The following is a 13,638-nucleotide window of genomic DNA, read 5'->3' as shown; positions in this document are numbered from 1 at the left end:
TCACTGTGAATTTGGGCGATAAAAGTCAGCTCTTTCTTTCAGGTCGGGCATGACGGCCTAGTATCTCTTGTCTCAGCATAGGGTAACCCATCAGACTTAGTTTGACAGGAAACAACTGAAGTAGTCTCATCAATTATTTACAGCAGGTTATATATCTTTGTCTAAATAGTAACCAGAGATAGTGAGCCATTGACTAAAATCGGCTGGTTCAACTCCCCGCTCTTGAACACATTTTACCCATAATTAAATCAATAAATTAGAGGAGGGTCTTTCTGTCGATGTCAGCCATGGCTCCATAGTTTGGTCCTTCGTACCGGCGATACGGCCATTCCACCACTGAATACGACGGCCGGAAGGGAAGGCTGGGACACAAGGGCGCCCCAGCCTGCCAGCGGTTTAAAACTTAGTCAGCACTTTTTGTGAAATGCAGGCTGTCTTTCACCCGAACCCCGGTATTTGGGTCAGTTACATACCAAGTCAGCTCATAATCTCCAGCCTCAAACCAAGCAGGTATGTTTAAATAATTTCGAGTGTAGTCCTTTGCCTCAGAATAATTCAGCACGACATCCCGTGATTTATGAATGGGATAATTATCGCCGTCAGGAAATTTGAGCACACTCCATTGCTCAAGTGTCACCAACGATTGTGAAGAGTCTAAATTACGAATACTTGCATCATAATTGACTCTTCCTCCATAGGAAGGAACTGAAAATCCGGCAGGTTCATCAAGCACAATCGCCAACTGAGTGGCAGAGACATCACCCTCTATAACCAGCTCAAAATCCCAGAACTCCACATAACCACCGGACACATTGAATGTAAATTTACCTTCTCCATCAAGAAAATTTTTCGCCAAAATGCTAGTTTCACCTTCACAGAAGCTAATGTTTACCATCTGCTTGACAGGATTGGGGTTTTCCGGAGTTGGAGCATCGATAAAATAAAGGAGTGGCTGCGCATACGCTTGAGAGATAGGCATAGTGAAAGGTCCTGCTGGTTCACTTTCTACTCTGAAAAATGCTGCGCTTGCATCTCCATCTTTAACTTCCGTGTTGATACAAATTTTTTCAATACTATCGAATTGATAGCCAACATCTAATTTAACCTCGTATTCAATTCCATCTTCCATTTTAAATGGAAACGGCTCACCCAGGTCTATTTTTGTACTAATCGCTTCTGCCTGAACTAATGTCGATGTGCAGATTAAAGTGAAGCCAGCGATGGAATTTTTAAATACAGTCCTTTGCAAAGAACTGTTCTTATTTAGTTTTTTCAAAATTACAATCCATTACATACATTATAAGGTACGACAATATTTCGGACAGTTTTTTAGGACCAAATGCTGATAAATCAATACCTGTTCCTTGACAACCTATATTTTCCGTATGTCTTGGTAGCTCCAATCTGCGAAAAATTACTTTTATAGGTTTACTGGACTAATACTGTCGGAAGCATTGTATTTCACCCTTTCATACCCATCCAAAATTTTTTCCTCTTTAACCGTACCAAATAAAACAAAAATAAAGAAAACCTACTAATTAATCAGTTATTCCATTGAGTATTATTTAACGCGGATAACAATTGTGTAACCATCTCGGCTAATTCGCTAACCGTATCCCCGGTAAGACGATGCTTTTAATCACCCACTCAGATAGCCATAGCTGCAATTGAACTATATACAGCCAGACGATTTGCCACTTCGACAATGCAGTCAAATACCTGGCCTGCTACATGATCGGCAACATATACCGGCTGGCCTGCATCGGTCTGCAGAGTTTTGGTGGTTACATAAATGCTGAACATCAGATCACCGGCACCATCGGTCTGTACATTGTTCTGATCATCAATAACGGCAATGGTGCATTTAAGCACTGCATCCGCTTGAGCATCGCTATTGACGAGCTAGATGGACAGAGTTACCGTTTCGCGCACAATAGTGCCGGCACTGTGGCCGTCGCCGATGGTGTAGGCGAATTGCCAAGCCTGAAGATTTTGTACGGTTATTGGGGAAAGCTGGACATTATCTATTCCTTTGCTTAATCAGATTTATGCACGCCGTGAAGTGAGCTAGCTGCCCTGAACAGCCAACCCAGATCTTTCCAGACCCGGAACCTGCGACGTAAGCACTGCACTTATGCGGCAGGTTTAAAAACTGACCTTGCGGAACATTAATAGCCGCTCTCATTTCCCTCCCGCGTTCTTGCATCCTTGACCTCGAATACGAATTTGTCGGTGGCATGTAGGCACCGTCACTGGCTTGGTCAGGGTTTCGTTGCCGCTTTTCTCCTTGCCGGTTATGAAGCCAGGCTAAGCAAGCAGTTGTATCTGGTGGATAATGCTCAGTATATTCCTGAACAATGGGGTTGCCGTTGTGCTGCATTATCTTTACAGCTTCATGGCTATAGCCGCAGGCCCTTCGAAAGAGACTCTCCGTCACGTTAGAATCTGCCAAATTTTTCCCCTTTTTATGGACTCAAAAAATTCGGAATGCTTATTCTTCCAATTGTTGATTGTTTGCTCTGTTACCTCGAAGAATTCGCCTAACTCTTTGTCAGTCAGACCCAGCTTGCAGAGCTTCTCAGTCTTCTCAGCGAATTCCTCCCTATAACTGATTCGCCTTGCTACTATTCTCCCTCTCTCAATCAAACACTCCAACTTGCTATCAATGCGCTGGAGTCGGGTTCTGATTTCATCTTTGAATTCAGCTATATATTTTTGCTCCAGGGCGAGCATGGCTGGTTCATGTTCTATTGCCTGAGGATTTGCAGTTATACCTTTCTCAACATCAGAGCCCCATATGAACAAACCAGCCACCAATAAGATAATTCTGGTTATTTGGGTAATCGATATGTTTTTACTAAGGTGTCAATATTCTGCTGCTTGGGTCATAGGCTTTACCAGGTAGAATTAATTTTTAACAAAATCTGATCGATATAAGGCTTGTTTTGGGATCAAAGAGGGCCTCAATTGCAGGCCTTCAGATGTCGAAATTTCCGGCAGCTCTCGTTCTAAAACAAATGGCCAAACTCTAAAAATTTATGTCCAATTCATAAAATCAACTAAGCAATATCCAAGTACATTCCTCATGTTAGAGCTAGGTTTGGGAAGTAAGAGAGAAAGCCTACTATTGCCACTTAGTTTTGCTTTACATAGGAGAATTACTATGCCATTCAGCGAGCCATGGAGAAGATACTGTTCCGGAGACTTTTTTTATGGATTTTCGGGAAGTAGAGCGAGGCTAATTCAGCAGCTAACGCAAAGAACCATGCAGGGTTTTGCCAGTAACAACACGGTCGCATGGCTTGACCAATTACTAACCGGTACTGCTGTACACGATTGTCATTACTTAAATGAAGACTTTAATAATTTCTGTCGTAGTAAAGAGAAATATAAATGTGTTGTATCAGATGATTCCAGTATAGAGCCACCCCAAACAGGGGAGGAATCTGTAGACAACAAAAGGTTCAGAAGAAAGAGCAAAGCTGGAATCGAATTCTTAGTAAAACACCATCACTTCATACATTTTGCAATTGACTATGATATGGATTGGAATGCCGTAATTACCAAACCCGGACAGGGAGAAGGTATGGTAGAAGCAAAATTTCCATTTGAAAGAAAAACAATGTATCAGTATGACTTCGGTGAAGGTTTAAAAAACCGTGTTATTACATATGCAGAAATAAGATTTATCTTTAGAAACAGGAATGACGCAGATTTCATGAAACGAATACAGTTTTGGTATCGAGATACCGCTAACCCTGATAGCGCGTTCAGTCCTGAAGCCCCTCCTTGGGAAAGATACCCTGATATCTGGCAAAACTATAAACCAAAAAGTGAAGCCTGATTAACTGACAACCCTTAAAAATCACTATTTATGGTTTGTCCGTCTGAGTACCATGCGTTTTGTGATATGAACGCATGGCACCTATCCCGAGCATGGCCGTTATCATTGAGAACAGCCCACCAGTTTCTAGCACTGGCGGTCGAGTCACCCCAGTACGTATTGAGCCCTTAGCGCTGTAGATAGCCCAGCCCCAACAGAGCAATGGATATAAAACAAACTGATAAGCGAGAGCCAAGCCCCAACCCAGCCAATCCAGGGATGCCGGCCAGCGACAAATACGCTTTTGTGCTGGACTCCAGCTTTGTCGACCTCTAGCTGCCCTTTAGCTTGAGTTCCTCCAGCTTCCGCACTTTCTCAGTACGTTTAACCGGGTCAGGCCATATACGCTCAATAGCCAATGAGCCGGTTTCAAGAATTGCCGTTAGTGGGGCTAAAGCCATCAGTAGCTCCAGACAGTTAGTCGGGTTAGCTCGCCAGTTATTGCCTCATGGTCATCCAGGTGAAGAAGTCGCCTTTTAAACTGTCCCTTTTGCTTTACCCCTATACCAGTGAAGCCTTCCCCTGGGCGATTTGAATCAACCGGTAAGCTAGACCCAAGGCCACTTGAACATCAACAGCCTGCCCAGTGATATGGGTCATGGTGGCGTTTAACCAAGCGTTATGTGCTGGGCAGCGATAACCGGAATTGATAATCATTGGCTTACCAAAACGCTTCCTGACTCCAATCAGGCGCTTTAGCGTTTCATCTTTAAAATGATATCTCCACAACAACGACAATCTGATTCCGACACTGTGATGTAGCCGTTTTGGAACATGGGGCCTCAGGATTTTTCAGACACAAAAAAGCCCGCATTGAGCGGGCCTTGAGATTATAGGGATATTTAACTAGCCAAAGATTATTGCGGCCCTCCAAGCGCTGAGTAGGCGTTCGCTACAATCTTGCCATATTTTTCTCCGAGAGCCATACCAGTAAAAGTTTCCGCCACAAATTCAAGAGCATTCGTGGTCGCATATTGGCTTACATCAAAAGATGCATTTATCCATCCACAAGAGTTATAAGCTTGAGCTGTCGACTCTCTCTTCAAGTCCCAAAAAATTTCAGGATGAAAATGTTCATGCAATGCATGTCCCATTTCATGTATCACAACCGTTTTTATCATCGCAGATTCTTTAGGGTTTTTGAAAAGCTGTCGAGAAGTAACATCATACATATAGTCCGCAATACCACGAGCACGCCCCACTCCAGCGGTAACTCCACCTTTAACTGAAACAATTGGAGGTTTTTTGCTTGGCTTAGCTGCCGACATATGATTCTTGATTCTTGATCCTAGAAAAATAGTGATATTTTCACCGTTCATGAAGGCAATATTTTTTACCATTTTATGATCACTAAGATATATTATGATCTTCTTATTAAGACCTTTATGAAAATCAAATGAAGAAAGTATCTTAAAGGCATCACTGATAGCTGATACATACTGCCCCCTTGATCCTGAAATACTTCCTGTTTTTATAGTTACAGAGAAACCATGAAGGTTTTTAATTTCTGAAAGAACAGACACTCCCCCCTCATACACAAAGTGCCTCTGCTTTACAATTTCAGTAAGCTCATATTCTCGCCCACTTCTAATATCAGACAATCCTGCCATATTCACCACTTTCTATTTTTATTATCTAAATATACATCTCGGCAACACACATATTCAGTGTTTATACCGTGACCCATCATTCAATAACTATACATTTAAATTGGCAACACCCAGATTGCCATTTGGTGACACGCCAACCGTGAAAAGTGCTTACTTAGTTCCCAGCTCAGAAAGCACTGATGCCGGGGCAGACCTGAAGGAGGCTTTACTGAAGTGCCCTTTAGGCGCAAAGTCCCTAGAGTCAATCTTATTAGAGTGAATGACTAAGATATTCCAGATTAGATTTAGTCCACTTTCGCTACCATTTAGCTATAGAGAACAAGTTCAGACATAGAAATTAAGACATCATTTTTTCAGATGGATTTGATGCCTTACCCCCCCTCAACTATCAGCTCCTGGCCCTCCCAGATGGGAATTGGTGGGTATTTCTCATTTGCAGACAACAAGTGTCCTCGCCCTCTATCCAAGATTTTGCTTGCCAACTGCCCATCAAATACCACTACCAAAACGTTTCCTTCTACTCGTGCCAAAGATCCGTCAGCAGCACGAAAATGGCTATCGTCCATCTAACATCAGTCACCTACAGGAGTGCGCATAATTTATTCAGCGATAATTGTGGCCGATACAAGAGGCTGCTTAAAATACTTTTCAATATTTACTGCCACTTACTACTGCATCGTAGAGCCCATATTTAAACTGCCAATTTGAACGACAATAGCTGTTTGCCCTACTCCTGTCTGTGTAGTTAAATAACTATTATTACTACCTATTTGAGATGTTATCGCTGTACTCAAGGTAGCTCCCATTTGAGAAATTTCTGCAAAATTCACAAAACCAGTCTGATTGATAACAGCCGTACTGGCAGTGGTGTTCTGCTGTAGTACTTCTGCACCATTCATTACGCCTATCTGATTGGCCACGGCGCTACTTAAAGAGGTTAGCGACTGACCAATAATGACATCATTTCCTAAACCTATTTGACTACTCAAGGCACTAGCCCCAACTCCCCCCCCTTGAAAAATCGAACTAAAATTATCTGACCCTATTTGATTGCTAAAAGTACTGCCTGCACTAGCTTCAAGTTGTTGAGAGATGGAAATATTCATGGAGCCAAATTGATTTATTACATGACTACTTCCAACACTCAAAGTTTGTACAGTTTGAGCGGCGTTCATAAGACCGACCTGATTAGTAAAGGATCTTGTATCTAGAGACTCAAATTGGCCATTAGTAGAAAAATTCGTAGATCCCAGTTGGTTTACGAAAATAGAACCCAAAGTAGTATCAGTTTGAAGAGAAAACCCAATATTTCCTTGGCCCTGCTGGCTAATCGAACTAAGGCTAAAAAAGCTGTTATCTTGTTGGAGAGATTCTGAACTATTTAACTCCCCAACTTGTGTATGGTTTACTGTACTATTGTTGGTGCCTATGGTTTGAGATACATCCGAATCATTAGAAACACCAATCTGTGTTTGGGTAATGAGATTGTTATGAGTAGTTGGATCTGCTTGATCTGCGTTGGCTGTATTATTGGACCCAACTTGAATTAATATCGCTGTATTGTTTCCCGCAAAGGCATCTAGGCTAATTACAACAGATACGGCAGTAGCTAGAGAGATTAACTTCTTCATTAGTAATCCTTATACAACAGTTGCACACATATATACATCTTGTCGCCATCGTTGAGCACGGCAGTCATTTTCGTACAATTTTATACTACGTATCGAAATGATTGATTTAGTAGCCAGCGAACTAAATACTGTATTCATCAAACAGTAAAATCATATATTGCTATGGATACTATCAGCGCATAGAAAGAGTCTGGAAAGAGCAAAACCAACCCATACTTCAATTTATAAGGTTGGATAAATCTATCTCTGAGTTAACCAAGTAATTCTGACACCTAAAATCGTACTCAAACAAAACCAACGGGATAAGTCTTGCAGAGTACTAGGCTAGGAACCATAGGATAAAACTCTTAATTTACTAGGAAATAAGTTCATAAAAATAGTGGTTAAATAAGTATATTGATGGAAGCCTCATAAAAGCATAATTACAGCTAGAAGCGATATACTGCCACCAGCTTCCCTCAAGATAAAGGCGCTCTCACCATAAACTTCTGCACTTAGATGGCCTGAACGGGCTTATAGGCTGGCATCCACTCATCGGGGCTCTTGTCGCCTTTATTTTGGTTGCGACCATCATCGAGCAACTATAGATTCTTAGGGTCTTCTGTAAACTGACGCTTTAGCTCAACGGTCTAGTTGGCACCACCGTGCTCATGCGCCCATGAAAGTGGGACGATGTGTTCAACATCCAGGTCAGAAGCCAGGGTGTAAAAGTTGCCGGTGTATGGGTCTAGCCAGAGGCCTGTATCTACCATGCAGCGCTTTTCATTTGTGGAGGTAACCGGGGCGCCTGGGAGAACTGAACTAGCAGCTCATGGCGGGTGCTCTGGCAGTCGCCGTCAGTGTCGAACCACTTGGGTAGCCACTCGTGGCGATCATAACCGTGCTCCTCTTTGGCCTCAACTACGGGGCAGCCGGACAACAGCAACGGATAGGATGATAGGCAGAATCAGGCGTATGACGACCCCTCAGTTTGTATTGAGAGGTCGTACTTGAGGCGGGCAAAGGTAAGCTTCTATTGGGTAATCGTGCCCATATTACCGCTACCAATCTGTAGGACTATAGCGGTTTGACCAACACCGGTTTGAGTTGTTGTATGCATATTATTGCTACCTAGCTGGGTGGTAGAAGCAAGGGAAATAACAGCGCCCATTTGGGTAATATCTGCCATATTCATGGAGCCAGCCTGATTAATAGTGGCAATACTTAAGACGGTTCCATCGTCTTGATCGATGTCAGCATCATTCATTTCACCCAGCTGATTAATAATGGCAGTACTAAAGGCGGTTCCATCGCCTTGTTCAATGCCAGCATCATTCATTGTGCCCAGCTGATTAATAATGGCCATACTTGCGACAACAGGTCCATTTTCTTGTTCGATGTCAGCATCATTCATAGAGCCTGTTTGATTTATTATTGCCGTACTTGCAATAGTGTCATCTTGCTCAATGTCAGCTTCATTCATTTCACCTATCTGAGTAATAATGGCAACACTTGAGACAACACCATCGTCGTAATCAATGTCAGCGTCATTCATTTCACCTATCTGGTTAACAACGGCAATACTTAATACAGCCCCATCTTCTTGTTCGATATCAGCTTCATTCATAGTACCCATTTGATATAGTGTTGCTATATTTGCAGTGCCTCCTTCTTGATCAACATAACCATCGTTCATCGAACCTACTTGGTTGATCGTAAGGCTACTAAGTGAAGAATTATCATCCTGGATAGATCGCGAAACATTTAATTCGCCAATTTGTAAATGTGTTGCCAAATTGCGACTAGCGCCTAAAGCTTGAGAGGCTTCTGAGTCGTTAGAATCTCCAACTTGAACCTGTACAATTAAATTATTGTGAGTAGAGGGATCCTGGGTTGTGACGACCATATTATTAGAGCCAGCCTGAAACAATATCGCGGTATTATTATCCGCAAAGGTATTTCCGCTAAATGCTACCAACATAGCTACGGCGATGGAGGTTAATGCCTTCATAAGTAACTCCTTTACTTTCTACTGACAAGCCCTGACTGATCCCTGTAACAGCTTCTCATGCGAAACATCCTTATGTTTATACGCAAAAGGCAACAGAGGTATGACATTTAAAGCTTTGTTCTTAAAACGGCTACTAACTGGAGACTTAAGTTTTACCGCATGCTGATAAATTGCCATAAGATGAAATAACTAAACTACTAGGAGTAAAGTTTGAAAAACAACAATTGTTGCTTTTTACGATAAGAGGTACTTCTAGTTGAATCGATAAACTTGCAAAGCCTGACATCCTCCCCGCCTTCTCGGACTCAAGTGGGAGCTCCAATCACCCACTCGGAATCGCCATAGCCGCAATAGAACTATGAACGGCTAGGCGATTCAATAGCAAAGGTCTCTCTAACTCTCGGGCAAGTCCCATTTAACAGACTTGGTCGCACCAATAACCTCTATGCCTTTTTCACCCATATAGTTTTTAAGGCCTAAGCTAAGAGGGAATTTTTCCACGTTCTTTGAAGGAACATCACCTGAAGGAACTCCTATTACTTCTATTTCATAGTAATCAGGGTTTACTACGTATATATGCGGTTCTAGGGACGGTATTATATCAGGGTCGTTTTTACCCCATACAGTTAGTACGTAATCCCCTGAATGACCTTTGATAACTTTAAATTTAGTGAAGTCAATTAATTTGTGTTGCTCAGATTTATTCCCTGACTGAGTGATAGACTGACCAGATTTACCACCTTTAATTGGAAAAGGGCCATCGCCACCTTTTTTCGGTAAAGGATCTGTACCACCTTTTACATGGACCATAAGTACTTCCTAAATATGAACGATTTCAGCTCGACCTTAAGGGCCAAATCTTAATAGAGTGCACCTGGCCCCAAATGTACATCTCGCTTTTAGCCTAGACCAATCAAGCAAAAACCTGCCAAAAAAGATAAATTTATATCAATACCACAACAGTATGACTAAATTAACACCTTCATCCACATTCAGGCACTCGCTATGGTGCTACTTCATCTATTTTTTCGGAATTGCACCTTGGGCATTTTATTGTCTTTCATTTCTTCTTGCTTGATGCATAACGTCCGCTACAGTCGGGCCAAATGCGAAGCGGTTTTTGTGTTATTGTTTGAGCCCAGCAAGTAACGCAAAAAGTACGTAGTATTTGGCCTCGGCTGCAAGCGTTTGTTAGGTACCGTTCTGCGCGATGCATCACCAGCCTTCGACTTCAACACCATTAATTCACCAATGCGAGTCATAAAGCCTGATACGCAAAGCAGGATGTTTTGAGTTACAGGCATATCTATTAGTACTTGCACCATGTATTGCTGCTCTTCATCAATAACATTCGCTGCCCCGTACTGAAAATCACCCAGAAAACCCGCTACAGCGTCTGCTTTTTCTTTGCTGTCGCATTTGAAGGTGAAATCTACTTCTCTGAATTTACTAAAGTCATCACCATTGGAATCTAAGCGGCGAAGAACATCAGTATCCGCTTCTGTAGCTTCCATTAATTTAGAAATTACTGACATAGTTCGTAGGTTACCTAACGCCAAGTTTTGGTGCGCGCGTTAGCGCGTCCCAGCCAAAGGCGACAGCACCGCCTTTTTATGTGCTTCACTCTTGATTGAAAACATTTTTATCGTACCAAGCCTCAGAGTGAACTTCCGTTTCTGCTGTTAATAGAAATTTCTTTACTGCTTCAATTGGCAGCTGAATAAGTTGGCCCCCGGATGAAATCTCAACGTATTTCTCTTCGGTTTCCTCATCGGCATAGACTTTGAACAAAGGATAATCGACCCTCTTATCAATAGAGGCATTACCAGTTTCAATGTAAAGCTCCATGGTCATGCCAAAATCTGAAACAACTTGGGTCTTTACTTCATCATCTTTAATTCGTTTCATATTTTTGGTGCTTTTGACACATTACGCCATGCTCTGGGGCAAACCGGAGCTCAGCGTAGGTTTGTCCCTAGCAGCATTTTGTTATGCATTACTTCACCATACGAAAATCTGGATGTTTTAACCATTGTTCAAACAGCTCACGGCTAATTATTGACTCATGCTCATATTCAACAACCCCAGGATGTTCCAATATTTCTGGATCAGATGTGTATCTGCTAAGTACATGACAGAATGCAATACTACCATTTACAATCTCGGCAATACCAAGCGTCACCTCTCCGAGAGATTGATGGTCTCTATCTCCATTACACATCGCATATAGACCAATTATATCTTTAGGAAGCCAACCCAATAAATTGCTTACCCCGGCATATTCCTCGATCTCTTCGGGATAATCTGGGCCAAACTCATACCCAAACGAACCGCCATAAACCCAAAAATCGTTTCCTCGAATTTCACTAGAAACAGATTGAATGAAAGCCAAGATCTCTCTCTTGGCGTCATCGCCCAACTTTTCTTTTAATAGTATTCCTACAGTTGGTCCGGCCATAGTCCTTTTTTTATAACGCCCGCCGCACAGGCGAGCAACTTGTTGCGAGTCCAGCGCATACAGTGCGCGATTATGCCGGCGCTCGTTAAGCTCGGCGCTAGCCAAGAACACCGGAACTGTATGCCCAATAATAGATTGGCCCGCATACAATCCAGCCAACGAGAACAAACTTGAAAAAGCTATCCTTTTCTTGGACTCCAATACTTGCAAGCCCAGAGAGTTCCTGCTTGGGGAAAGGTCGAAATACCCTATAGACCTTCACTAGAACCCAGCCCACTAAAATTGGAATGACGGTAAGTAATATTATCGTAGTAATAGCTAATAATGCTTCAGGTGATGACTTTCTCATGCTTTTCTATTTCTTTGCTTAACGACTACAGCAGGGGCGGCTGGAGCGCAGAGTAGGCCGTCCCGCGAAGGGCCAAAGGCCCATAGCAACCTGCTGGTATTTGTTATACGTAGTTACGACCATACTACCCACCCGATTATGAAACCCAAAACTAGGCACGTAAAACCTACTTTTACTACCGTGTTCCTCTCTGCGTTACTTTCCATGATAGAGCCTTGTATATAGAGCTCTAGAGCTGCTTTAGATGCAGAAAGCTTTGGCCTTGAACTAAAACATACTAATAGAGCCGCTTGAACATTTGGAACCCAGCATGACGGGTGATCATCTAAACGATCGTAATCGAGAGCCTGCTGAACTTCCTTCGCCTCACCAGTGTCGTGCAGCTCGGGACTCTCAGCTATCTCTTTAGCTTTTCGATAATACTCGCTTACTTCCATAACTCGATATGCGTATAACGCCGCGATAATCGGCTGGCGCTGCAAAGCAGTGACAGTCCGGTGGAGCCCCATTGGGGCGGAACGAAATTCATCGCCTTGTTATACGATTGCAAGCGCTTCATTTTGAATAGTTAGCTCACACCCTTCTTCGGTGGGTAGAATATTAGCTTTGTCTGGCCAAAACATGACTTGTGCTCTAAAAGGCTTGCCGTAGTAGTTAACAGCCGTACCTAAATACTCTTTGTACGCGTTGCTACTAATAGGCTTGAACATAACTTTAAAATCACCACCAATAACATTACCTAGTTTTTTGTTTGGCTCCATTTTGACACCGGACTTAATGTCTTCGACAATATCAGCAAGAATCGCGTGAGCGGAATCTTTCTTGAGGCCAAATATCATAATCTCTGGATGCCCGAAGCTTTCCTCTAAACCTATGGTGTATGAAAAGTCTTGATACTCTCCATTTGGATCAAAGACAAACAGGAAGTGCCATCCATATTCTTTGATATTTCCCTGTATTTCTTCTTTGTTCATACTCTTCTCGTATAACAGTTTATTAATGAGCCAGTGGCTCACTATCCATTTGGCCACTATTTCTGGGAGGGAGCCTCCAAGCTCCGCAGAAAAGCCTTTATTTACAGCAGGTTATAAACTATTGCCTAAATAACAATCAGAGATAGTGAGCCATCGGCTCAAGTCGCCTGGTTCGACCTCCCACTCTTGAACACATTTTACCCATAATTAAATCAATAAGTTAGGGGGAACTTTCTGTAGATGTAAGCCATGGCTCTATAATTCGAGCTTTCGCACCGGCAATATGCCTACTTCAATACTGAAAACCACAGCCAGTATCACCCACTCGGTATCGCCATCGCCGCAATAGAACTATGCATAGCTAAGCGGTTGGCCACCTCAACAATACAACTCGCTACTAAATCAGCAGCGTGATCAGCAACGTTTACCGGCTGGCCTGCATCAGTCTGCAGAGTCTTGGTGGTTACATAAACGCTGGACATCAGATCGCCGGCACCATCGATCTTTACGTTGTTCTGGTCATCAATGACGGCAATGGTGCATTTAAGTACTGCAGCCGCTTGAGCATCGCTATTGGTGGGCTCAATGGCCTGAGTTACCGTTGCGCGTACAATAGTGCCGGCGCTGTGGCCATCATCTATGGTGTAAGCAAATTGCCAGGCCTCCAGGCTCGGCACTGTTACGGGGGAAAAACTGGGCATTATCTATTCCTTTGCTTAATCAGATTTATGCACGCCATTGTG

Annotated in this window: 16 protein-coding genes; 2 read left to right on the top strand and 14 right to left on the bottom strand. The window is 42.8% G+C overall.

From position 1 onward, the window contains the following. Positions 1–403: 403 nt before the first annotated feature. Positions 404–1,276 carry an RbmA family biofilm matrix protein gene (locus ACJJIP_RS07930; RefSeq protein ID WP_245556637.1) on the bottom strand — a complete coding sequence of 291 codons (873 nt, stop codon included), beginning with the start codon at positions 1,274–1,276 and terminating at the stop codon, positions 404–406. 455 nt (positions 1,277–1,731) lie between these two features. Here ACJJIP_RS07930 and ACJJIP_RS07925 point away from each other — a divergent pair, with 455 nt between their 5' ends. Beyond that, positions 1,732–2,040, top strand: coding sequence for a hypothetical protein (locus ACJJIP_RS07925; RefSeq protein ID WP_444946603.1), 309 nt, complete (start codon positions 1,732–1,734; stop codon positions 2,038–2,040). A gap of 393 nt (positions 2,041–2,433) precedes the next feature. Here the strand turns inward: ACJJIP_RS07925 and ACJJIP_RS07920 are convergent, their stop codons facing one another. Next, the gene (locus tag ACJJIP_RS07920; RefSeq protein WP_444946602.1) at positions 2,434–2,805 is read right to left on the bottom strand and encodes a hypothetical protein; all 372 of its coding nucleotides are present in this window, start codon (positions 2,803–2,805) and stop codon (positions 2,434–2,436) included. Between the two features lie 358 nt (positions 2,806–3,163). Here ACJJIP_RS07920 and ACJJIP_RS07915 point away from each other — a divergent pair, with 358 nt between their 5' ends. Continuing rightward, positions 3,164–3,844: a hypothetical protein gene (locus ACJJIP_RS07915; RefSeq protein ID WP_353376423.1), complete on the top strand. Its 681-nt coding sequence runs from the start codon at positions 3,164–3,166 to the stop codon at positions 3,842–3,844. A gap of 311 nt (positions 3,845–4,155) precedes the next feature. Here the strand turns inward: ACJJIP_RS07915 and ACJJIP_RS07910 are convergent, their stop codons facing one another. From ACJJIP_RS07910 to ACJJIP_RS07855, 12 genes are all read right to left on the bottom strand, one after another. Continuing rightward, positions 4,156–4,284: a hypothetical protein gene (locus ACJJIP_RS07910; RefSeq protein ID WP_020411232.1), complete on the bottom strand. Its 129-nt coding sequence runs from the start codon at positions 4,282–4,284 to the stop codon at positions 4,156–4,158. 100 nt (positions 4,285–4,384) lie between these two features. After that, a complete protein-coding gene (locus tag ACJJIP_RS07905) occupies positions 4,385–4,612 on the bottom strand; it encodes a D-Ala-D-Ala carboxypeptidase family metallohydrolase (protein ID WP_444946915.1) in 228 nt (75 codons plus the stop codon). Positions 4,613–4,740: 128 nt separating this feature from the next. Beyond that, positions 4,741–5,493, bottom strand: a complete 753-nt coding sequence (locus ACJJIP_RS07900; RefSeq protein WP_020411233.1) for a hypothetical protein — start codon at positions 5,491–5,493, stop codon at positions 4,741–4,743. Between the two features lie 371 nt (positions 5,494–5,864). Continuing rightward, entirely contained in the window at positions 5,865–6,059 is a 195-nt protein-coding gene (locus ACJJIP_RS07895) for a S24/S26 family peptidase (protein ID WP_353376425.1), read from the bottom strand. Between the two features lie 102 nt (positions 6,060–6,161). After that, the gene (locus ACJJIP_RS07890) at positions 6,162–7,124 is read right to left on the bottom strand and encodes a hypothetical protein (RefSeq protein WP_444946601.1); all 963 of its coding nucleotides are present in this window, start codon (positions 7,122–7,124) and stop codon (positions 6,162–6,164) included. A gap of 1,012 nt (positions 7,125–8,136) precedes the next feature. Further along, entirely contained in the window at positions 8,137–9,114 is a 978-nt protein-coding gene (locus ACJJIP_RS07885) for a hypothetical protein (RefSeq protein WP_444946600.1), read from the bottom strand. Between the two features lie 393 nt (positions 9,115–9,507). Next, entirely contained in the window at positions 9,508–9,924 is a 417-nt protein-coding gene (locus ACJJIP_RS07880) for a hypothetical protein (RefSeq protein WP_444946599.1), read from the bottom strand. 281 nt (positions 9,925–10,205) lie between these two features. Further along, positions 10,206–10,649, bottom strand: coding sequence for a ribonuclease E inhibitor RraB (locus tag ACJJIP_RS07875; protein WP_353376429.1), 444 nt, complete (start codon positions 10,647–10,649; stop codon positions 10,206–10,208). Positions 10,650–10,734: 85 nt separating this feature from the next. Continuing rightward, positions 10,735–11,022 carry a hypothetical protein gene (locus tag ACJJIP_RS07870; RefSeq protein ID WP_026304867.1) on the bottom strand — a complete coding sequence of 96 codons (288 nt, stop codon included), beginning with the start codon at positions 11,020–11,022 and terminating at the stop codon, positions 10,735–10,737. Between the two features lie 88 nt (positions 11,023–11,110). Then, a complete protein-coding gene (locus ACJJIP_RS07865) occupies positions 11,111–11,782 on the bottom strand; it encodes a DUF6368 family protein (RefSeq protein WP_444946598.1) in 672 nt (223 codons plus the stop codon). A 675-nt stretch (positions 11,783–12,457) separates the two neighbouring features. Beyond that, the gene (locus ACJJIP_RS07860) at positions 12,458–12,895 is read right to left on the bottom strand and encodes a DUF4262 domain-containing protein (RefSeq protein ID WP_444919623.1); all 438 of its coding nucleotides are present in this window, start codon (positions 12,893–12,895) and stop codon (positions 12,458–12,460) included. Between the two features lie 317 nt (positions 12,896–13,212). Beyond that, complete coding sequence (locus ACJJIP_RS07855; RefSeq protein ID WP_444946597.1) at positions 13,213–13,596, bottom strand: hypothetical protein; 384 nt, start codon at positions 13,594–13,596, stop codon at positions 13,213–13,215. Between the last annotated feature and the right edge of the window lie 42 nt (positions 13,597–13,638).

The sequence above is a fragment of the Microbulbifer variabilis genome (assembly GCF_052467165.1).
This window is presented reverse-complemented; position numbering and strand designations above follow the sequence as displayed.